This window comes from Gemmatimonadota bacterium, from assembly GCA_021295815.1.
Classification (GTDB): domain Bacteria; phylum Gemmatimonadota; class Gemmatimonadetes; order Longimicrobiales; family Gaopeijiaceae; genus JAGWBQ01.
In genome coordinates, this window is the sequence record JAGWBQ010000007.1 from 32,014 (window position 1) to 52,334 (window position 20,321).

Below are 20,321 nucleotides of genomic sequence, written 5' to 3' on the forward strand. Positions count from 1 at the left end.
TGACTGCCAGGGGATGTTCCACCTTGCCGAACGTCTTTGGCAACGCTAGCTTTGGGCCCGGTCCTCTTTTCTTCCTCAACTTCATTTTCAACAGGGTGTGACATGGGATTTCAGATTTCTCGCCGCGGCAGTGTTACAGTGGTGGAGGTCGAAGGCCGACTGATCGTGGGTAACCGCCACGAGCTCAAGCGGAAGGTGGAGGAACACGTCGACATCGGTGACCGCAAGTTCGTCATCGATTTCACGAACACAGGTTACATCGACTCTTCCGGCCTCGGCGTCCTCGTCAGCCTGTCCAAGAAGCTGAAGGAATTCGGGGGCGAGCTACGGCTGTCGGGGCTGGGCGACGAGCTCAGGATGCTCTTCGAGCTTACCAGGCTCGTCACTCTCTTCAAGATCACCGGTACGCTGGAAGAGGCCCTCGAAGATTTCTGAGGGCTGGTGAACCAGGTCCGGTTGCGGGCGCTCGGGTCACGACGCGCGCGGTCGGAGGTGGAAAGCGCAGTGAACGAGTTCGAGCTGAAAGTGCCGACCGGCCTCGAAACGGTCGGCGAGATGGTTGAGGAGCTGGCGGCCAAGGGCGGCGTGGACCAATGGGGTGGACGCAAGGGCTTCAACTTCCGTCTCGTCGTCAACGAGGCGATCGCCAACGCCAAGAAGCACGGCAACCGACTCGACCCCGAGACGTGCGTGCATATCCAGCTGGCCGTTTCCGACGCCAAGGTCGCGGTGACGGTCAGAGACCAGGGCCCCGGCTTCGACGTGTCGACGGTTCCCGACCCCACCGATCCGGACCGTTTGGAGATGGCTCAGGGCCGGGGTGTCTTCCTGATGCGAAAGCTCTCCGACGAGGTTGCCTACAACGAAGTGGGAAACGAAGTCACGCTCACCTTCCTCGCTCCTGCCTGATCCCTTTCGGCGCGACCGCCCGAACCGGCAGGAGGGGAGCCCGCCGACCGGGGATCTCTTCCGCCCCAAACGCTTCCTGGGGCAGAATTTTCTGGTCGACCGGCGCGCGCAGGAGCGCATCGTCCGTGCCCTCGGGGCCGGCGCCGAAGACGACGTGGTCGAGCTCGGTCCGGGAAGGGGCGCCCTGACCCAGCACCTTATCGGCCGCGTCCGACGTCTACGGCTCGTCGAGCTCGACAGGCGGTTGGCTGCGGAGTGGCGGCGGGTGCTGGCGGACCGGGACGGCTCGACCGTCACCGTCGTGGAGGGCGACATGCTGGAAAAAGACCTCCACCACGCCTTCCCGGAGCCGGAGGCGGCGTTCGTCATCGGAAACCTCCCGTACAACATCACCTCTCCCGTGATTTTCCGCCTTCTCGAACGCCCGCGTCCCAGGGCCGCGGTGTTGACGGTACAGGCCGAGGTCGCCGAGCGGCTCACGGCGCATCCGGGCGCCGGCCCGTACGGCGCCCTCTCCGTCGGGGTGCAGGCGGTCGCCGATTGTCGTCTTCTTTTTCGCCTGCCGCCTGGGGCGTTCCATCCCCGGCCCAAGGTTCGTTCGGCCGTCGTGCGGGTTTCGCCCATCAAGCCGCCGCCACTCTCGGAATACCGCGAGCGATCCCTGCGCAAGGTAGTGCGCGCGTCCTTCTCCTGGAGGCGCAAGCAGCTCGGACGCACGCTGGCCCGCCACCCGGATCTCGCGCTGGGGCGATCATCCGCAGCCGAGCTCCTCGGCAGGCTGGGCATAGCGCCGGACGCACGTCCCGAGACCCTCTCCCCGCCACAGTTCATCGCCCTCGCCGATCAGATCGACGCTGCCGTCGGACCACTCCCCGCACCCGTCCGTCGGTCCCCGAACCGGTGAGCGACGCCACCGAGAGCAACGGCGGCGCGGCGGCGCCCGGCGCGGGTTCGTTGGTGGTTCGCGTCGCCGAACTGCTCGCTGCCGGGCCGGCCCACACCCTCGCAGTAGCGCGTGAGGCGATCGGTCTTTCCGGAAACGAAGGGGCGTCGGCGTCGGCGGTCTACCAACTTCTGGGAGCCAACCCGTGCTTCAGCGTCGATGACGAAGGCGTATGGAGTCTGCACGGGTCGCCCCCATTCCGGCGGCGCGAAACGAGCGCGACGCGGATGGCGATCCTTAGGAAAGAGATAGCCCGCCAGCCCTTCGCGGTCGTCGACGTCGAGACCACCGGCAGCCGGGAGAGGGCGGGCGGTTCCGTGGTCGAGGTCGCGATCTGCGAGGTCCTGGATGGGGCCGTGGTCGCCGAGTACGAGACCTTGATCGATCCGGGGAGACGCTTGCCGCGCCCAATCACGTCGCTCACCGGGATCACCAACGAGATGCTCGGCGGCGCTCCGGCCTTCGAGCACGTGGCGGACGAGATCGGCGAACGACTCGACGGAAGGGTTTTCGTCGCGCAGAACGTCGACTTCGACTGGGGTTTCGTGAGCGCTGAGCTCCTGGCCGCGAACCGCGAACCCCCGGACGTGCCGAGACTCTGCACCGCCGCAGCGACCCGCAGCCTCTTTCCCTCGCTTCGCCGCCGCAACCTCGACGCCCTCGCTCACCACTTCGGTATCTACATGGCGGGCCGCCACCGAGCCTACCCCGACGCCCTCGCCGCCGCCCGAGTCCTCATCCGCCTGCTCGACGAGGCGGCGGGTCGCGGTCTGAGCGACGTGGGAACGCTACTCTGGTACCTCAAGCGCGGCCACAAGCGGCGACGGATGCGCGATCCGGGTCAGCGCAGCCTGGCTCTCGAAGACGACGGATCCTGACCGGAGCTGCGCGGAAACGACATTGCGCTCCGGGGTAGAGGACCACCGACCGGGCATCGATCCAGCCGCGTCCGGCTCAACGCGACGGAGCGCGGACAACGGCGGCGTCGGTCCCCGTGCTTGCGGAATCGTCGTCCGCGAGGAGCGCTCGCCCGCCGCACCCCTAACAGGAACTCAATCCGAATTGTCCGACCCAGCGCGTGTCCCCGTAATCCTGAAGGGCGGTTCCCGTACCCCGGTCGGTCGCTATCTCGGGGCTCTTTCGTCGTTTTCGGCCCCCGAGCTGGGAGCGGCAGCGATCCGCGGCGCCATCGATCGCGGCGGCGTCGATCCGACCGCCATCGAGGAAACCTTCATGGGCAACGTGCTCCAGGCCGGCGTCGGCCAGGCTCCCGCCAGGCAGGCGGCCATTGGCGGAGGCGTGCCCGCCGGCGTCCCCGCGTGCACCGTGAACAAGGTCTGCGGTTCGGGTCTGATGGCGGTGATGCTGGCCGCCCGGGCTATCCGCGCCGGAGACGCGGGGCTGGTCCTGGCAGGCGGAATGGAGTCGATGTCGAACGCGCCTCACTACCTGCGCGGCCTAAGATCCGGCGTGAAGTTCGGGGACTGCAAGCTCGAGGACGGCCTCATGGGAGATGGGCTCTGGTGCAGCTTCGACGAGCGCCACATGGGTGGTCACGCCGAATACACGGCATCAAGCGCGGGAATAGGCCGGGCCGACGCCGACGCATTCGCGCTCTCGTCCCATCGGAAGGCGGTAAGGGCCTCCCGGGAGGGGGCGTTCGACGACGAGATCGTACCCATGGAGGTAGCGACCCGCGGTGGAGCGACCGTAGTCGCCCGAGACGAATCCCCCCGCCCGAACGCGTCCCTCGAGGCGCTCTCCAGCCTGCGCCCGGCCTTTGAGCGCGACGCGCCTCCCGAGGTCGAAGAGCACGTGGTCACCGCCGGGAACGCACCCGGGTTGAACGACGGCGCCGCCGCGGTCCTGGTGAGTTCGCTCGAGTTCGCCCAGGCTCACGGCCTCGAGATAGCCGCCACCATCGACTCCTACGCGGCGGCGGCGCGGGCTCCCCGCGACCTCTTTTTCGCACCCGAAGCCGCCGTCCGGCGCGTCATGGAACGGGACGGGAGATCGACTGACGGCTACGGTCTCTTCGAGATCAACGAAGCCTTCGCGGTGCAGGCGGTGGCCAACGCCCGCGCCTTGGGCGTGTCGCCCGACCGACTCAACGTTCACGGCGGCGCCGTCGCCCTGGGCCATCCCATCGGCGCTTCCGGAGCCCGCATACTGGTCACCCTTCTCCACGCTCTCGAGAGGAGGGGCGAAGAGACCGGGATCGCGGCCCTCTGTCTCGGCGGCGGCGGCGCGGTCGCCCTTTCGGTGTCGAGAGCGTGAACTCCCCCAACTTTTCTCAAAGCGAACCCGAAATGTCGATAACCGACCGACTCAAGGCGCATACCGGCGCTTCATCCGTCCCTACCTCCCCCGATTTCGCTCGGGCGGCCGGTGCGAGCCGTCCGCTGGTCTTCGCTCTGGGCGTCGCCCTAGGTGTGGCGGCGATCACCGCAGGGGCGAAAGTAGCCGTGCCTATTCCCGGAACGCCCGTTCCGATGAGCCTCCAGGTCCCGGCGGTCCTGCTGGCCGGCGCCGTCCTCGGTCCGGTCGGCGGTTTCTCGGCCGCCTTCGCCTACCTGGCGCTCGGAGTCGCGGGAGCCCCGGTCTTCGTGGCGGGCGGCGGACTCCCATACCTGCTGGGGCCTACCGGCGGTTACCTCGTGGCCTTCCCGCTCGCCGCGTTGGCGACAGGCGCTCTCGCCAGGCCGGGAGCGGGCACGCTCAGGGTTCTCGGCGGACTCGTCGCCGGCATTCTCGCCGTGCACGTCGGCGGCCTGGGCTGGTTGCTGGCCTGGACCGGAAACGGGTTCGCCGACACGCTCGCGGTCTCCTTCACGCCCTTTCTGGTCGGCGACCTCATCGAAATCGCTCTTCTCTACGCGATCCTGCGCCTGGCGCGTCCGGCACTATTCGCCCGGGTCGCGCTCGACTGACCGGACCGGCGAGTGGAACGTATCGTCGTCGCGGGCGCCGGCACCATGGGAGCGGGCATCGCCCACGCAACGGCCCAGCACGGCTTTCCGACCGTGCTCATCGATGTGAACGAAGCGTGTCTGGATCGCGCGCTGGCCGTCATCGACACCAACCTGAGCCGACAGGCGAAGAAGGGCGTCATAGAGATGGGGACGGAGCCGGACGTCCTCGCCCGCATCGAGACCACCACGGAGTTCGCGCCGGCCCTCGAGTCCGCCGACATGATGATCGAGGCCGTGCCGGAGAAGATGGAGACGAAGCGCGAGATCTTCGAACTCGCCGACCGCCGCGCCCCTCCCGGGGCCATTCTGGCGAGCAACACCTCGTCCATATCCATCACCTCCCTGGGCGCGTTCACCTCCCGACCCGGTTCCGTGATCGGGATGCACTTCATGAACCCGGTTCCGGTGATGAAGCTCGTCGAGGTTGTCAGAGGCCTGGCCACCGATGACGACACCGTCGACGCCGTGGTCGGACTGACAAGGCGTCTGGCAAAGACTCCGGTCGAGGTCTCGGATTTTCCCGGCTTCGTCTCCAACCGGATCCTGATGCCGATGATCAACGAGGCGGTCTTCGCACTCATGGAAGGGGTGGCCGACGCAGACTCCATCGACGACGTGATGCGGCTGGGCATGAATCATCCGCTCGGCCCGCTGGCCCTCGCCGATCTGATCGGTCTCGACGTCTGCCTCGACATCCTCGGCGTTCTCCACGACCAACTGGGCGACGATCGTTATCGCCCGTGCCCGCTGCTGCGCAAGCATGTGGAGGCCGGTTGGCTGGGCCGCAAGAGCGGACGAGGGTTCCATGCATACCCGGCCTCGGGTAGGTGAGGCTCGCGTCGTCGGAGATCAGGGATCTCGCCGGAGACTTCGCACAGCGCTTTTTGAAGCCGCAGGCGTCCGAGTCGGATTCCCGGCGGACGGTCGCGCCCGAGGCCATGGACGAGCTCGCAGCCTCCGGCTTTCTGGGCATGCTCGTTTCGGAGGATGCGTTCGGTCTGGATCTCGACATGACGGACTACCTGCTGGTGCTGGAGGAATTCGCCAGGGAGGACGCCTCGATCGCGGTCGCCGTCGGCGCTCATAACGGACCGGTTTGCGGCCTGCTGCGGCGCAGCGCCAGCCCCGAACAGCGCGAGCGGTGGCTGCCCCGACTCGCCACCGGCGAAGTTCTGGGCGCCTTCGCTCTCGCGGAGCCGGAAGCCGGAAGCGACGCCGCCTCTCTGCGGTGCACGGCTGTCCCCACCGACGACGGCTGGGCGCTAACGGGCCGCAAGCGCTGGGTGACGAACGGCGCGCGGGCGGGGCTGGTCGTCGTCTTTGCGCGGACACCCGCCGAAGGCGTCTCCGCCTTTCTCGTCGACACCCGCTCCGAAGGGTTCTCGGTCGCCCGACGCGAGGTCACGCTCGGGCTAAGGGCGTTGGAAGTGGTCGAACTCGAGTTTTCCGAGCTCCGCCTCCGCTCCGAAGCCCTTCTGGGAGAGCTCGGACGCGGAATCTCGCTGGCCCTGGGTGCTATCGACATCGGGAGGTCGGGCATCGCGGCGATAGCGCTCGGGATCGGGCGCGCGGCCGCCGAGCACGCGCGGGGCTACGCCGTGGAGAGGGAGCAGTTCGGACGACGGATCGCCGAGTTCGGCGCGACACAGGCTAAATTCGCGGAGATGGCCACCCGGCTGCGAGCGGCGGAACTGCTCGTGCGCGATGCCGCTCAGGCGTTCGGAAGAGCCGAATCGACGGGCGTCGGCGTCGCCCCTGCCGGCACGCCGGGCGTCGGCGGGGCCCGGTCGGAAGTGACGCTGAAGGCGGCGATGGCCAAGCTGGCGGCGTCGGAGACGGCCACCTGGGTGGCCGATGCCGCAGTGCAGATCTACGGCGGGTACGGGTACATGCGCCACTACCCGGTCGAAAGGCGGCTCCGCGATGCTCGCGGCACGGAGCTTTTGGGAGGGTCCAGCGAGATACTGAGACATGTGATCGCTCGCGAGACCGTGCCTGCAGGTGCGCCCCAAAGGCGCGCGGCGGGCTCCACCTTGACTCCAACCGGATGGGGATGAAGATCTTCGACCTTATGACAGAGGGCAAGCACGAACAGATTGTGTTCTGGAGCGAACCCGAGCTCGGCTACCGCGGCATAATCGCAATCCACGACACGACCCTCGGACCGGCCCTCGGCGGTACGCGTTTCTGGAACTACGCATCGGGCGACGAAGCTCTGCTCGACGCGCTCCGGCTATCCAAGGGCATGACCCAGAAAGCCGCCGTGACCGGACTCGATCTCGGCGGCGGCAAGTCGGTCATCTGGGGCGACAACCGCACCGAGGACAGAGAGATGGTCCTGCGCGCCCACGGCAGGGCGGTCGAATCTCTCGGTGGTCGGTACATAACCGCGGTGGACGTGGGCACCTCCTCCGAAGACATGGAGTACATGCGCATGGAGACCGAGCATGTCGTCGGACTGCCGACTGCGTCCGGCGATCCCTCGCCGGTGACGGCCTTCGGGGTCTTCCAGGGAATACGGGCGGCGATCGCCTTCAAGTTCGGCGGCGACGACCTGGAAGGTCGGCACGTCGCGGTCCAGGGGCTCGGCAACGTGGGTTACTCGCTCTGTCGCTTCCTGGCGGAGGCCGGAGCGCGCCTGACGGTGGCCGACATCGTGCCGGAGAGGGTGGCCGAGGCGGGAAGGGAATTCGGAGCCGGGTCCGAGGCGCCGGAACGCATCCATGCCGTCGAAGCCGACGTCTTCGCCCCGTGCGCCTTGGGCGGCGTTCTAAACGACGACACAATCTCCGAACTCCAGGTCTCGGTCGTTGCCGGAGCTGCGAACAATCAGCTCCAACGGAGCGCCAAGCACGCGACCGTGCTGCGCGAGGCGGGGATCCTCTATGCGCCCGACTATGTGGCGAACGCCGGGGGCCTCATCCACGTCTACGGCGAACTGCGGCACTGGGGAGACGCCCAGGTTCGGCGCAAGGTGAGCGAGATCCGCATGACCTTGCTCGGCATATTCGAGGTCGCCGCCCGGGAGGGCATCTCGCCCAACGCAGCCGCCAACCGCGTCGTCGAGGAGCGTATCCGCCGCACCAGACACCTCGAGAGGACCTTCCTGGCGTGAATGGTAAAGATCCTGGGGTCGCGCCCGCCAACCCCCTCTCTTCACAGCACCCGAACCTGCGGAACGCGGATCCGGAGATCTGGCGAGCGTTGCAGGCCGAAGAGCGCCGCCAAACCGACGGCGTCGAGCTCATCGCATCCGAGAATCACGTCTCCCGCGCGGTCATGGAGACCATGGGTTCGGTCCTGACCAACAAATATGCCGAAGGGCTGCCGGGCAGGCGCTACTACGGCGGCTGCGAGTTCGTGGACGGAGTGGAGGAGACGGCCCGGAGCCGCGCCTGCGAGCTCTTCGGGGCCGATCACGCCAACGTGCAGCCCCACTCGGGCGCCTCCGCCAATTTCGCCGCCTATCTCTCGTGCCTGAAACCGGGCGATCGCATCCTCGGCATGAATCTCAGCCACGGCGGCCATCTGACGCACGGCGCGCGGGTCAACTTCTCCGGGCAGTTCTTCGAGGTCGCGTCTTACGGAGTGCGCGACGACGACGCGCTTATCGACCACGATTCGGTGCGGGACGCCGCGCTCGCCAGCAGACCTCGGATGATCGTCTGCGGCGCGAGCGCCTATCCCCGCGTCATCGACTACTCGGCCTTCGCCGAGATCGCACGCGAAGTCGACGCGGTTCTCCTGGTGGACATGGCCCACGTCGCCGGACTCGTCGCCGGCGGTGCGCATCCGTCTCCCGTGCCGCACGCCGACATCGTGGCGAGCACGACCCACAAGACGCTCCGCGGTCCTCGAGGCGGCTTTATCCTCTGCACGCAGGAGCGGGCGAAGTCCGTCGACAAGACGGTATTTCCCTACGCGCAGGGAGGACCGCTCATGCATGTGATCGCCGCAAAAGCCGTGGCCTTCGGCGAGGCTCTCGCACCCGCCTTCGGGAGATACGCGCACGAAGTGGTGGAGAACGCCCGCACCTTGGCCGGATCGCTCGCGGAGGCGGGATTCCATCCGGTGAGCGGCGGAACCGACACTCATCTGCTCCTCGTCGATCTCCGCCCGTCCCATCCCGATCTGACCGGCAGCCGGGCGGAACGCGTGTTGGAGGCGGCCGGGATCACCGCGAACAAGAACACGGTGCCGAACGAGACGCGTTCGCCCTTCGTGGCCTCCGGCCTGCGCATCGGTACGGCGGCTGCGACGACGCGGGGTATGAACGGAACCGAGATGCGTCAGATCGCGGCCTGGATCACCGAAGCTCTGGCCGGACCCGAGGACGAATCCGTCACCCGCCGGATACGCGGCGAGGTTCACGAGCTCTGCAAGAACTTTCCCGTTCACGCTCCGGAGATCGTCGTGGCGTCTTGATACGGCAGCCGAACGCCGTAGATTCAACCGCATGACAGTGCAGACCCGCATGGAGGAGCAGATCGAGGAATTGCGCAGGCGAGCGCCGTGCATCGACCTCCGCGCCTACTACTTCGTCCTGGGCGCTCTGCGCGAGGTGGGACGGAGGCTGCCCAAACGCCGGCACATCTCCGCGCACGAACTTCTCGAGGGCGTGCGGGTCCTGGCGATCGAGCGCTACGGGCTTACCGCCCGGATGGTGCTCGAACACTGGGGCGTGACCGCCACCGAGGACATCGGAGAGATCGTATTCGGCCTCGTCGACCAGGGTGTGCTCGTGAAGACGGAGGACGACAGAAGTGAAGACTTCGCGAACGGCTTCGATTTCGTCGAGGCGTTCGAGACGAACTACCCTTGGCAAATGTCTCTCGGACAGGAGGTAAGAGATGAACCACCCGAAGTTCCCGACCTGCCGCAAGTGTGACGCGAGCCTGCTGCTGCCTCTCTCCGACTACGGCCGGGACGGGGCAGCCATCCGCTACAAGGCGTGGGTCTGCTCGGATCCCGACTGCGGCTTCCACCTGCGCATAGACAACGGCGACATCAGCTTCGGCCGGAAGATCGCCGAGAGTTTCAAGTAGCGGGAACCGCCTCGCCGATGGCGGCTCCGGACCCCATCAGGGGAAGCGCCGCGGTACTTGCCCCGACAGGGGTTCAGGCTGCGGCTCTCGACCGAGATGCGATCCAGCAGGGAGGCGTCCCGGGCAGCGCTCTCATGGAGGCCGCCGGGCGGAGCGCCGCAGAGGTGCTCGCGAAGCTCCATCCCGAGGGGGACGTCGTGGGCGTGGTGGGTTCGGGGAACAACGGCGGTGACGCGCTCGTTCTCCTCCGCACCCTGGCGGCCTGGGGACGATCGGTGAAGGCGGTGCTGGTGGCCGACCGCGACCGCGGACGGGACGAGCGCGAGCTGCTTCATGGATGGCCGGTCGAGCGGCTCTCCGACCGCGAGCTCGGCGCGACCGGCTGGGAACGGATCTTCTCCGGGGCTGGGGTGATCGTGGACGGGATACTCGGAACCGGTGTCCGGGGGGCGCCGCGCGCGCGTCAGGCCGACGCCATCCGACGAGTGAACGCGGCGCCGGCGCCGGTGCTCTCGATCGACCTCCCTTCGGGGAGCTCGGCCGAAACCGGAGCGACGCCGGGTGCGACGGTCGACGCCGATGTGACCGTCGCCTTCGGCGGCCCCAAGCTTGGCACGCTTCTGCATCCGGCCCGGGCTCGGGCTGGCAGGATCGTCGCCGTCGAGATCGGTTTTCCGCCCTGGTCCGGGAGGGGTCTGGCAAGGGTTCTGACGCCGGCATGGGCACGGCGGCGGCTGCCGCTCCGTTCGCCCGACACTCACAAGAACGCCGTGGGCCGAATGGTCGTGGTCGCAGGCGGTCCGGCACTGGCGGGCGCGGCGGTTCTCGTAGTCCGTTCAGCCTTCCGCGTCGGGGCCGGCTACGTCCGGATCTGCAGCCACGAGCGCAACCGCGCCGTGCTCATGAAGAACCTTCCGGAGGCAGTCTTCGTGCCTTGGGACGACGAAGCGGAGCTCTCGGAGGCGCTTCGAGGGAGCGATGCGGTCGCCCTCGGGCCCGGCCTGGGGCTGGACGAGGGGGCCCGGCGGGTGATGGAGCTGACCTTGAAGGCGCTTCCGCCGGAGGTGCCGGCGGTCGTGGACGCCGACGCGCTCAACCTCGTTGCCGCCGGGCGCGTCGATCCGTCGCCGCTCGCAGGACGCGCCGTGTTAACCCCCCACGCCGGAGAGGCTGCGCGTCTGCTCGGATGGACCAAGGAACGGATTCTCGCGGACCGCCCCGCCGCGCTTAGGGAACTGGTGGACCGGTTCAGCGCCGCCGTCCTGCTCAAGGGGGCTCCCTCGCTGGTGCTCGAACCCGGTGAAGCGATGCTCGTGGACTCCCGCGACTCTTCCGCGCTGGCGGTGGCGGGCATGGGAGACGCCCTTGCCGGAGTCGTCGCCGCTCTGACGCCGGGCTCCGCCTCTTCGGCCGAGGCGGCGGCGCTCGGGCTGCATCTGACGGCGAGGGCGGCCGCGCACTCGGCAAAGGGGATCGGCGTGATTCCGTCCGACGTGGTCGAATACCTGCCGGCGGCGCTCCGGGAGACGGCTTCCGCGCCGCCGCCGCCGCTCTTTCCCTTCGCGAACTTCGACGTTCCGGCTGTGCCGTGCGTATGACCGGACTCGGGCCGGGACGGGAGTTCGATCTCATCAGACGGGCTCTCGAGGCACGGACCGGCAGCAACTTGAGCCGCTTGCACGCCACTGGCGACCTGCCCGCCCCACCGGCGGACCGCGCGGGCGTCATCGGCCCGGGTGACGACGCCGCCATCCTGCCCGCCGGCCTCGCCGTCAGTACCGACATTTCGGTGGAGGATGTCCACTTCCGACGTTCCTGGCTCTCGGCCCGCGAGATCGGCTTCCGCGCCGCCGCCGCCGCGCTCTCGGACCTGGCCGCCGTCGGAGCCGGGCCAGCCTTCCTGCTCGTGTCGACCGCGCTTCCCTCGGACGAGCTCGGATGGGAGGAGATAAGCCGGGGTGTGGACGAGGCGGCCGCGCGAGTCGGGGCGGTGGTGATCGGCGGCGACCTGTCGAGGTCCCCGGGCCCGCTCGTTCTGGACGTGACGGTCATAGGCCGGGTGGGTGAGCCGTTGCTCCGCTCCGCGGCGGTCGTCGGCGACGAGCTCTGGGTCTCGGGTCCGCTTGGAGCGGCCGCCGCCGCCGTGAAGCTCTGGCTGGAGGGGCGAGCGCCGCCGCCGGCCCTGCGCTCCAGGTTCGCCCGGCCGCCTGATCTTTCCGGGTTCTCCCAGCGGCTGGCGAAGAGCGGCGAGCGGCGGGCGGCGATAGACATCTCCGACGGGCTGCTCGCCGACGCCGCCCACGTCGCCGCAGCTTCCGGAGTTCAGGTCGTGATCGATCGGGACGCGGTTCCGGTGTCGGAAGAGGCTCGTTCCTGCCTGGGCGAGGTCGAGTCCCTTAAGACAGCCCTCTCGGGCGGCGAGGACTACGAACTGCTCTTCACCGCGCAGCCGGGCTTCAACTCCGCGGAGTTCCGCTGCGACGGAGCCGTCCGCATAGGCCGCATCGCCGCGGGGCAGGGGCTGGTCCTGCTCCAGGACGGCGCACCCGCCACTCCGTTGGAGGTCGGGCACGACCACTTCGACACGTCCGTCCGACCACCCTCGACCCTGTCATGATCCGTGTCCTCGCGACGGCGCTGGCGGCTCTGATCGCTACCCTGGTCTTCGGCATCGCGGTCATCGTCGTCACCTGTCTGGGAGGGGACAGGGCCGGCTACCGCCACGCCGGAATCCAGCGGGCCTGGGCGCGGGCGGTGCTCGGGGGCGCCGGCGTGCGGGTCGAGATCGAGAACGAGGACCTGTTGACGGAGGCCCGTTCCCGGGTGCTCGTGGCCAACCACTCTTCGCTCTTCGACATCCTCGTCCTCGCGTCGGTTCTCAGGGTGCCCTACAGTTGGGTGATGAAGGAGGAGCTGGGCCGGATCTTTTTCTTCGGGTCGGCGGTCAGGTCGGCGGGCCACATCATGCTCGACCGGAGCAACACCGAGAAAGCCGTGCGCTCACTCGACCGCATGACCGAACGACTCGCCACCGAACCCCTGACCGTCATCATGTTTCCCGAGGGCACCCGCTCCCGGACGGGCGCGCTGGGTCGCTTCCGACGAGGGGCCTTCATGCTCGCGATCCGGGCCGAGGCCGAGATCCTCCCGGCGGCGATACGCGGCACGTTCGAGATCAAACCCAAGGGTGTCGGGCGCATCGCGCCCGGTACCGTAAGCATCCGCATCGGCGAACCCATCCCGACCGCCGGCCTCGAGGCTAAGGACCGGGGCAGGATCACCACCCGGGTGCGGGAGGAGGTGGCCGCGCTGCTGGTGGCACCGGACCGGAGCTAGCACGCTTCGGGCCCGGTACGGCGCTTGCCGCCCCCGCTGCTCGAGCGAGACGGTCCGCGGGCCATCGCCGTCTCGCTGATCGTCCGCCGTTTCGGAACCTACCGCCACCGGTCCGCGTAGACGCAAAGATGAACTACGATCCCCGCTACCCCACCTCCCAAGGCGGGGACTCGAAAGACGTCAGCAACATCAACATCACCGTGTCCGAGAAGCCTTACAGTCTCGGCACGTCCTACCTGCTCCTGGCGATGTCGGTGTTCGGGCTCAGCGGACTGCACCGCTTCTACCTCGGCAAGGTATGGTCGGGACTCTTCTTCCTGCTGACATTGGGGTTCCTGGGGATCGGCACCCTCGTCGACCTGTTCAGCTTGAAGTCCATGGTCCGGGACGCCAATCGACGCGACGGCTACATTGCGCCCCGAAGGTTCCAGCTCGAGCCGCAAAAGCAGGTCGCAAGCCTTGCCGGGCAGGCTCCCGGCAACAAGGTGGCCGATCTGAGGGTCGCACTCCTGAACGCGGCCCGCCGTAACGGCGGCGTTCTCACGGTCACCCAGGGAGTCATCGCCTCGGGGCGCGCCTTCGAAGAGGTGGAGCGAGCGCTCAACGCGATGGTCGACAAGGGGTACGTCGATGTCGACAACGCACCGGAGAGCGGGGTCGTCATCTACCGTTTCCCGGACCTGATCGGGGGATGAGCTCCACCGGGGGCCCGTCGCGGCAGGTCCTACGGGCCTCCGTGCGCGCGAACGGAACGGTCAGGACCCCGCCGTCGGCAGCTCGTGGAACGATCGCTCACGGCGGAGCGGCGCTTCATCGCTATCCGCGCTCGCGCGAAATCATCCACCTGCCGGGCTGTACGACGATCACGAGCGTTCGCGCTCGGGAGATCCTCGACTCCCGCGGCCTACCCACCCTGGAAGCGCTGGTGACGCTCGACTCGGGAGCGAAGGGACGCGCGGCGGTCCCTTCGGGCGCCTCGACCGGCACGCACGAGGCGATCGAACTGCGCGACGGCGACCCTCGCTACTTCGGCAAGGGAGTTCTCCGCGCCGTCGCGAACGTGAACGGCCCCATCGCCCGCGCGATCACCGGTCTCGATCCGAGCGAACAGAAGAGCTTGGACCGGACTCTCACCGATCTCGACGGCACGCCCAACCTCGCCCACTTGGGTGCGAACGCCGTGCTCGCGACATCTCTGGCCACCGCTCGAGCCGCGGCCCGCGAACGCGGCCTGCCCCTGTGGCGTCACCTGCGCGAGCTGTGGCTGGGCCTCGGCGGAGTTAGCGAACCGACGCTCCCCGTCCCGATGATGAACATCCTCAACGGCGGGGCGCACGCTTCCAACAACGTGGACGTGCAGGAGTTCATGGTCATGCCCGCCGGCGTCGAGAGCTTCGGGCGGGCGCTGCGCACGGGTGTGGAGATCTCGCACAACCTGAAGCGGATTCTGAGGGAACGCGGCCTCGCCACGACCGTCGGTGACGAGGGCGGCTTCGCTCCCGATCTGGCGAGCAACGAGGAAGGGATAGAGACGGTGCTCGCCGCCGTGGAACGAGCGGGCTACACGCCGGGACGCGAGGTGGCGATCGCACTCGATGTCGCCGCGACGGAGCTTTTGGAAACGGAACCAGCGGATGCCGTCGAGCAGGACGAGTGGGCTTACGAGCTGCGTTGGTCGGACGGCGGAACACGATCGTCCGAGGAGATGGTCGACTACTGGGAGCGCTGGGCGTCCGAATATCCGATCCGCTCGATCGAGGACCCGCTCGGCGAGGACGACTGGAGCGGATGGGTGGCCCTTACCCAGCGGCTGGGCGGCAGCGTCCAGGTTGTGGGCGACGACCTTTTCGTGACCAACCCGAAGCGGCTGAAGAGGGGAATCGACACCCGGGCCGCCACTGCGGTGCTCGTCAAGCTCAACCAGATCGGCACACTGACGCGCACGTTCGAAACCATGCGCGACGCCGAGGCCGCCGGCCTCGGAAGGATCGTGTCGCATCGCTCGGGCGAGACGGAGGACACCTTCATCGCGGATCTGGTCGTCGCGACCGGCGCAGGCCAGATAAAGACGGGCGGCGCCAGCCGCAGCGAGAGAACGGCCAAGTACAACCGGCTGCTCGAGATCGAGTCGGAGCTCGAAGGGACGGCCCGTTTTCCGGGGATGGAGCTATGGCGTTGATCCGCGGCCTGCTGGCGACGGGACTCGTGCTCGGAGCTCTCTACCTGCTGGTTTTCGGCGGCGAGTATTCGTGGTTCGACCTGCGGAGAGCGGAGGAAGAGGTGTCCGCGGAGGAGAAGAGGCAGGACGCGTTGGTCGAACGACTCGACTCGCTGGAATCCGCCAGGGATGCCCTCATGAGCGACCCGAAAGCGCTGGAGCGCGTTGCGAGAGAACGGTTCGGTCTTATCCGCGAGGGCGAGATTCTATACAGGTTCGTCGAGCCGCCCGATTCCGCCTCGGACTCCCATGCCGCCGAACCCTCGGCCTCCGATCCCACAGCGGACGACCGCCGGCGTTCCGGCGACGCCATAAGGCACCGTCCTTGACAGGAGGGTCCTTTCAGGCGACCTTGCGCGTCGCGCCGGAGTAGCTCAGTCGGTTAGAGCAGCGGAATCATAATCCGCGTGTCGGGGGTTCGAGTCCCTCCTCCGGCATCCGTTGAAGATGGAGGCCAGCCTTGTCACGGAGCGTGCGACCGGGCTTCCCGGTACTAGCTGGCCGACCGCTTCTGGTGGCGCACCGGGGTGGAGCGGCGTTGGCCCCCGAGAATACCTTGGAGGCCTTTACCTGCGCTGCGGAGCGGTGGGCCGCCGACATGATCGAGCTCGACGTCCGTCTGAGCCGCGACGGACGACCGGTCGTGATCCACGATCCCACGGTCGATCGAACCACCGAAGGCAGCGGAGCGGTCAGCGAGCTGACGCTCGCCGAACTCCGAAGCCTCGATGCCGGCTACCGCTTCCGGGATCCGGACGGTCGTCGCTCCCAAAGGGGACGGGGTGTGAGGATTCCCACCTTGGACGAGGTTCTGGAGAGGCTGCCCTGGACCCGCCTCACCGTGGAATTGAAGGCCGAAGGCGCATGGCCGGCGGCCGTCGCCGCCATCCGAGCTCGCGGCGCGGTGCACCGTGTCGTCCTGGCAAGCTCCGACTCCCGCCATCTTCCCGAGCGAAGCGAGTACGAAGGAGCCTTGAGCGCGGGACGAAAGACCGTCTTGAAGTTCTGGCTCGCCGCTCGCCTTCGCCTCGGCAGACGGGCCGCCTTCCGCCGCTCCCCTCCTCCGGTGGACATCTTCCAGGTGCCGACGAGGTGGCGCGGCCTCGCGGTGGTCACCCCGGGCTTCATCCGAGCCGCCCACGCCTGCAACATCCCGGTCCAGGTGTGGACCGTGAACGATCCGGACGAAATGCGTCGCCTCCTCGACCTGGGTGTCGACGGTATCCAGAGCGACCGACCTGACCTCCTGGCACGTGTCCTAGAGGAAGCGGCCGGCCGGCCGCCGCCCCACGGAGACTGACCTGCGGTGAACGACCTGGCCGACCGCTTCCGAACCCGGCTTCTCGGCTCCCCCCGCACACCGCCGCTTGACACGCGGGTTCTGGTAGGGGTTTCGGGCGGTGCCGATTCGGTGGTTCTCCTCCATCTGCTGCGCTTCACCCCGGGTCTGCCGCCGCTCGATCTGCTGGCCGTCCACGTCGACCACGGCTGGCGGCGCGAATCGGGGAACGACGCCCGGTGGTTGAAGGGGCTGTGCCGAGCCTGGGGAGTGGGACTCCGCGTGGAGAGACTGCCCAGACCGCCTGTCGACCAGCGCTCGGAGACGCGGGCCCGGGAGCTGCGCCACCGGATCCTCGAGTCGGCGAGACTCGGACTGAGGGCGGATCGCGTCGCCCTAGCCCACCACGCCGACGACCAGGCCGAAACGGTGCTCCACCGGGTGGCGCGAGGCACCGGTCCCGCCGGGCTTGCTGCCATGAGAGAGTGGCGGGAGCCCGGCATCTGGCGTCCGCTCCTCGGCTTCTGGCGCGCCGAGCTGCGGAGCTACGCCGCCGACGTCGGCCTCACTTGGCGAACCGATCCCTCCAATCGAGATCCTACGCGCCCCCGCAACGTCATCCGGCACCGCGTCATCCCCGCTCTGGAGGAAGGCGTTTCGAGCACGGCGCGACGTTCGCTCACGCGACTCGCCGAGCTCGCCGCCGAGGAGGCCGAGGCCTGGGAGTCGGCGCTGGCCTGCGTCGAGAGCGGGCTCGACCTGTGCCGGCGTCCACCCCCGCGCAGGAGCGTGTCGCTCGCCGCCGCCCCGTTCGAGCGGCTGCCGCAGGAGCTGCGCGCCGTCATGCTTCGCAGACTCGCCGCCGAACTCGGCTTCCCGCTCGACCGCACCGGAACGGAGATAGCGGCTCGGTTTAGCATAGCCCGTGGTCACGGCCGGGAGGTCTCGCTTACGGGCGGACTCCGTCTTTGGAGAGGCCACGAACGCTTGATCATGCTGCCGCCGCGTCGTAAACCGACGGCCGAGGCACCGAGATCCGATCAGGGAATTCATGGCTGAAAGCGCGCTCGGACCACCTCGGGATCATCGGGTGCTCTACCCGGAATCGCAGGTCCGCGAACGGATCGCTCAGCTCGGCCGGGAAATCTCGGACCACTACCGGGATCGCGGCGCCCTTCTCGTCATCGGTCTGCTCAAGGGAAGCTTCATATTCATGGCAGATCTCACACGCGCACTGAACGTGCCGGCCCAGATGGATTTCATGGCGGTCTCCAGCTACGGCGCGAACAATAAGACGTCCGGCGAGGTGCAGATCCATCTCGATGTCCGGACTCCCCTCAAGGACAGGGACGTGCTCCTTGTCGAAGATATCGTCGATTCGGGCACCACGCTCAACCGTCTGTTGCCCCAACTCAGGGCCCGGGAGCCCCGGACGCTCGAGGTGTGCGCCCTACTCCGCAAGCCTGGCAACTCCGGAATCGCGGAGCCTGTGCGCTGGGTCGGTTTCGACGCACCCAATGACTTCCTGGTGGGGTATGGACTCGATCTGGCCGAGCAGTACCGTCAACTACCCTTCATCGCAGCTATCTAGCGGGCGAAATGGCACAAGAACCTCCCCGAAGGCAGAAAGGCAAGATGGGTCGCGCCTCCCGCGGCCTCGCACTCATGGCGGTCCTGCTGCTGGGCACGGTCTTCGTGGTCGAGATGTTCTACGGGGGAGGGCGGAACGCGGGTGAGATCGACTTCACCGAGTTCGACAGTCAGCTCAGGGCCGACAACATCCTCGAAGTCACCATCCGCGGACGACGTATGGAAGGCGAGTTCAACCAGCCCGTCGCGCTGCCCGGGAACGATGAGGAAGTTCACACCTTCCGTTCGCTGCTCCCGTTCGACCCCACACCCGAATTCACGGCAGGCCTCATAGAACGCGACGTGGCGGTCGACGCTCTTCCCGCCGACGGCGGTGCGCTCAGGATACTGACCTCCCTTCTGCCCTTCCTGCTGCTCATCATCATCCTGTTCTGGATCGTGAGAGCGATGCAGGCCGGAGGCAACCGAGCCTTCCAGTTCGGGCGCTCGCGGGCCAAGCTCATCTCACCCCACAATCCCCAGGTGACCTTCCAGGACGTCGCCGGCGCCGAGGAGGCGAAGGAAGAGCTCCAGGAAATCATCGAATTCCTCAAGGATCCCGCCAAGTTTTCGCGGCTGGGAGGGCGGCTGCCCAAGGGGGTGCTCCTCGTGGGACCGCCGGGGACCGGCAAGACCCTTCTCGCGCGTGCTGTGGCGGGCGAGGCGGGCAGGCCCTTCTTCCAGATGTCGGGATCGGATTTCGTGGAGATGTTCGTGGGCGTGGGAGCCTCCCGTGTGCGCGACCTCTTCGAACAGGGCAAGACCCACGCTCCCTGCATCATCTTCGTGGACGAGATCGACGCCGTCGGCAGGCATCGAGGCGCCGGCCTCGGGGGCGGGCACGACGAACGGGAGCAGACCTTGAACGCCTTGCTCGTCGAGATGGACGGTTTCGAGTCGAACGGCGGAGTCATCCTCCTGGCGGCGACCAACCGTCCGGACGTTCTCGATCCGGCCCTGCTTCGTCCGGGCCGCTTCGACCGCCAGGTTGTGGTCGACGCTCCCGACCTGCGCGGTCGCGAGGGCATTCTCAGGGTCCACGCCCGCAAGCTTCCCCTTGCGGAGGACGTGGAGCTCTCCGTGATCGCTCGGGGCACCCCCGGCATGAGCGGTGCGGATCTGGAGAACATCTGCAACGAAGCCGCTCTCCTGGCCGCCCGCCGGGACGCCCGCCGGGTTCACATGGTCGACTTCGACCGCGCCAAGGACAAGGTCATGCTCGGAGCGGAGCGTCGCTCGCTCGTGCTCACCGAGAACGAGAAGAAGCTCACCGCCTACCACGAGGCGGGTCACGCGGTGCTGGGCATAAAGATTCCCGGGCTCGATCCGGTGCACAAGGTCACCATCGTTCCGAGGGGCCGGGCGCTCGGGATCACGGCTTCTCTGCCGGAGGAGGATCGGCACTCGTACACGAAGGATTGGCTCGAAGGCCAGCTCGCCATGCTCTTCGGCGGAAGGGTGGCCGAGGAGCTGATCTTCGGTCCTGCCGACGTGACCACGGGCGCCGGCAACGACATCGAACGCGCCACCGCCATGGCGAGGCGCATGGTCACCACCTTCGGCATGAGTGACGCCATAGGACTGGTCGCGATCGGGGACTCCGAACAGGAGGTTTTCCTCGGGCGTGAGATCGTCCAGCGACGGGCAGTCTCCGAACACACCGCCCGGCTCGTCGACGAGGAAGTGAAGCGCATACTCGACGTCGCCCAAGATCGCGCACGCGACATCCTGGCGGCGAATCGCGACCTCCTGGAGGTAATCGCACAGAGCCTGCTTGAACGCGAGACGCTCGACGGCGACGAGATCGCGATCCTTGACAAGGGCGGTACCTTGCCGCCGCTTCAGGAGCTGGATGAGCCGTCCGCCCTGGACGACGAGGCGAAGAAGGACGCGGTGCCGGATCGCACCCAGCTCCAGATACCTATCGCTGGTGGCCCGCTTCCGGGAGCGGCTCCCGGTTTCCACGACAGCCGCTGAACTTCCAGAGCCC

The 20,321-nt window shown here is 67.8% G+C and carries 22 protein-coding genes and 1 tRNA gene; all 23 read left to right on the plus strand.

Going from position 1 to position 20,321, the window contains the following annotated elements; translation table 11 throughout:
* The first annotated feature begins 102 nt into the window (after positions 1-102).
* The 23 genes from J4G12_03725 to ftsH all read left to right on the plus strand — a co-directional run bounded on the left by J4G12_03725 (position 103) and on the right by ftsH (position 20,308).
* The gene (locus J4G12_03725; GenBank protein ID MCE2454915.1) at positions 103-435 is read left to right on the plus strand and encodes an STAS domain-containing protein; all 333 of its coding nucleotides are present in this window, start codon (positions 103-105) and stop codon (positions 433-435) included.
* Between the two features lie 69 nt (positions 436-504).
* On the plus strand, positions 505-909 hold the full coding sequence (locus J4G12_03730) for an ATP-binding protein (GenBank protein ID MCE2454916.1): 405 nt from the start codon (positions 505-507) through the stop codon (positions 907-909).
* A complete protein-coding gene (gene rsmA, locus J4G12_03735; GenBank protein ID MCE2454917.1) occupies positions 854-1,813 on the plus strand; it encodes a ribosomal RNA small subunit methyltransferase A in 960 nt (319 codons plus the stop codon). Before J4G12_03730 ends, rsmA begins: the two co-directional genes overlap by 56 nt.
* A complete protein-coding gene (locus J4G12_03740) occupies positions 1,810-2,730 on the plus strand; it encodes a 3'-5' exonuclease (GenBank protein MCE2454918.1) in 921 nt (306 codons plus the stop codon). Before rsmA ends, J4G12_03740 begins: the two co-directional genes overlap by 4 nt.
* A 184-nt stretch (positions 2,731-2,914) precedes the next feature.
* Entirely contained in the window at positions 2,915-4,129 is a 1,215-nt protein-coding gene (locus J4G12_03745) for an acetyl-CoA C-acyltransferase (GenBank protein ID MCE2454919.1), read from the plus strand.
* A gap of 32 nt (positions 4,130-4,161) precedes the next feature.
* Positions 4,162-4,782 carry a biotin transporter BioY gene (locus J4G12_03750; protein MCE2454920.1) on the plus strand — a complete coding sequence of 207 codons (621 nt, stop codon included), beginning with the start codon at positions 4,162-4,164 and terminating at the stop codon, positions 4,780-4,782.
* A 45-nt stretch (positions 4,783-4,827) separates the two neighbouring features.
* Positions 4,828-5,655 (plus strand): 3-hydroxybutyryl-CoA dehydrogenase, encoded by an 828-nt coding sequence (locus tag J4G12_03755; protein ID MCE2454921.1) that lies wholly within the window; start codon positions 4,828-4,830, stop codon positions 5,653-5,655.
* The gene (locus J4G12_03760) at positions 5,652-6,881 is read left to right on the plus strand and encodes an acyl-CoA dehydrogenase family protein (protein MCE2454922.1); all 1,230 of its coding nucleotides are present in this window, start codon (positions 5,652-5,654) and stop codon (positions 6,879-6,881) included. Before J4G12_03755 ends, J4G12_03760 begins: the two co-directional genes overlap by 4 nt.
* A complete protein-coding gene (locus J4G12_03765; protein ID MCE2454923.1) occupies positions 6,878-7,939 on the plus strand; it encodes a Glu/Leu/Phe/Val dehydrogenase in 1,062 nt (353 codons plus the stop codon). The genes J4G12_03760 and J4G12_03765 overlap by 4 nt, the downstream gene beginning before the upstream one ends.
* 56 nt (positions 7,940-7,995) lie before the next feature.
* Positions 7,996-9,249: a serine hydroxymethyltransferase gene (locus tag J4G12_03770; protein ID MCE2454924.1), complete on the plus strand. Its 1,254-nt coding sequence runs from the start codon at positions 7,996-7,998 to the stop codon at positions 9,247-9,249.
* A 31-nt stretch (positions 9,250-9,280) separates the two neighbouring features.
* Positions 9,281-9,712, plus strand: coding sequence for a hypothetical protein (locus tag J4G12_03775; protein ID MCE2454925.1), 432 nt, complete (start codon positions 9,281-9,283; stop codon positions 9,710-9,712).
* A complete protein-coding gene (locus J4G12_03780; protein MCE2454926.1) occupies positions 9,675-9,869 on the plus strand; it encodes a hypothetical protein in 195 nt (64 codons plus the stop codon). The genes J4G12_03775 and J4G12_03780 overlap by 38 nt, the downstream gene beginning before the upstream one ends.
* Before the next feature lie 17 nt (positions 9,870-9,886).
* Positions 9,887-11,467, plus strand: a complete 1,581-nt coding sequence (locus tag J4G12_03785) for an NAD(P)H-hydrate dehydratase (GenBank protein ID MCE2454927.1) — start codon at positions 9,887-9,889, stop codon at positions 11,465-11,467.
* Entirely contained in the window at positions 11,464-12,486 is a 1,023-nt protein-coding gene (gene thiL, locus J4G12_03790; GenBank protein ID MCE2454928.1) for a thiamine-phosphate kinase, read from the plus strand. The genes J4G12_03785 and thiL overlap by 4 nt, the downstream gene beginning before the upstream one ends.
* Positions 12,483-13,205, plus strand: coding sequence for a 1-acyl-sn-glycerol-3-phosphate acyltransferase (locus J4G12_03795; GenBank protein ID MCE2454929.1), 723 nt, complete (start codon positions 12,483-12,485; stop codon positions 13,203-13,205). Before thiL ends, J4G12_03795 begins: the two co-directional genes overlap by 4 nt.
* A gap of 128 nt (positions 13,206-13,333) precedes the next feature.
* Entirely contained in the window at positions 13,334-13,900 is a 567-nt protein-coding gene (locus J4G12_03800; GenBank protein MCE2454930.1) for a TM2 domain-containing protein, read from the plus strand.
* A complete protein-coding gene (gene eno / locus J4G12_03805) occupies positions 13,897-15,384 on the plus strand; it encodes a phosphopyruvate hydratase (GenBank protein MCE2454931.1) in 1,488 nt (495 codons plus the stop codon). Before J4G12_03800 ends, eno begins: the two co-directional genes overlap by 4 nt.
* Positions 15,381-15,752, plus strand: a complete 372-nt coding sequence (locus J4G12_03810) for a septum formation initiator family protein (protein ID MCE2454932.1) — start codon at positions 15,381-15,383, stop codon at positions 15,750-15,752. Before eno ends, J4G12_03810 begins: the two co-directional genes overlap by 4 nt.
* Positions 15,753-15,786: 34 nt before the next feature.
* Positions 15,787-15,860 (plus strand) — tRNA-Met (locus J4G12_03815).
* Between the two features lie 77 nt (positions 15,861-15,937).
* Entirely contained in the window at positions 15,938-16,723 is a 786-nt protein-coding gene (locus tag J4G12_03820; protein MCE2454933.1) for a glycerophosphodiester phosphodiesterase, read from the plus strand.
* Between the two features lie 6 nt (positions 16,724-16,729).
* Positions 16,730-17,761 carry a tRNA lysidine(34) synthetase TilS gene (gene tilS, locus J4G12_03825; GenBank protein MCE2454934.1) on the plus strand — a complete coding sequence of 344 codons (1,032 nt, stop codon included), beginning with the start codon at positions 16,730-16,732 and terminating at the stop codon, positions 17,759-17,761.
* Positions 17,754-18,293 (plus strand): hypoxanthine phosphoribosyltransferase, encoded by a 540-nt coding sequence (hpt, locus tag J4G12_03830; protein MCE2454935.1) that lies wholly within the window; start codon positions 17,754-17,756, stop codon positions 18,291-18,293. The genes tilS and hpt overlap by 8 nt, the downstream gene beginning before the upstream one ends.
* 44 nt (positions 18,294-18,337) lie before the next feature.
* Positions 18,338-20,308, plus strand: coding sequence for an ATP-dependent zinc metalloprotease FtsH (ftsH, locus tag J4G12_03835; protein MCE2454936.1), 1,971 nt, complete (start codon positions 18,338-18,340; stop codon positions 20,306-20,308).
* The last annotated feature ends 13 nt before the right edge of the window (positions 20,309-20,321 follow it).

Excerpts from the sequence above, each read along its gene's own strand:
- ftsH (MCE2454936.1), top strand. The coding sequence starts at position 18,338 with ATGGGTCGCGCCTCCCGCGGCCTCGCACTCATGGCGGTCCTGCTGCTG.
- hpt (MCE2454935.1), top strand. The coding sequence starts at position 17,754 with ATGGCTGAAAGCGCGCTCGGACCACCTCGGGATCATCGGGTGCTCTAC.
- J4G12_03785 (MCE2454927.1), top strand. The coding sequence starts at position 9,887 with ATGGCGGCTCCGGACCCCATCAGGGGAAGCGCCGCGGTACTTGCCCCG.
- J4G12_03765 (MCE2454923.1), top strand. The coding sequence starts at position 6,878 with ATGAAGATCTTCGACCTTATGACAGAGGGCAAGCACGAACAGATTGTG.
- J4G12_03750 (MCE2454920.1), top strand. The coding sequence starts at position 4,162 with ATGTCGATAACCGACCGACTCAAGGCGCATACCGGCGCTTCATCCGTC.
- J4G12_03755 (MCE2454921.1), top strand. The coding sequence starts at position 4,828 with ATGGGAGCGGGCATCGCCCACGCAACGGCCCAGCACGGCTTTCCGACC.
- J4G12_03795 (MCE2454929.1), top strand. The coding sequence starts at position 12,483 with ATGATCCGTGTCCTCGCGACGGCGCTGGCGGCTCTGATCGCTACCCTG.
- J4G12_03780 (MCE2454926.1), top strand. The coding sequence starts at position 9,675 with ATGAACCACCCGAAGTTCCCGACCTGCCGCAAGTGTGACGCGAGCCTG.
- thiL (MCE2454928.1), top strand. The coding sequence starts at position 11,464 with ATGACCGGACTCGGGCCGGGACGGGAGTTCGATCTCATCAGACGGGCT.
- J4G12_03725 (MCE2454915.1), top strand. The coding sequence starts at position 103 with ATGGGATTTCAGATTTCTCGCCGCGGCAGTGTTACAGTGGTGGAGGTC.
- J4G12_03775 (MCE2454925.1), top strand. The coding sequence starts at position 9,281 with ATGACAGTGCAGACCCGCATGGAGGAGCAGATCGAGGAATTGCGCAGG.
- J4G12_03800 (MCE2454930.1), top strand. The coding sequence starts at position 13,334 with ATGAACTACGATCCCCGCTACCCCACCTCCCAAGGCGGGGACTCGAAA.
- eno (MCE2454931.1), top strand. The coding sequence starts at position 13,897 with ATGAGCTCCACCGGGGGCCCGTCGCGGCAGGTCCTACGGGCCTCCGTG.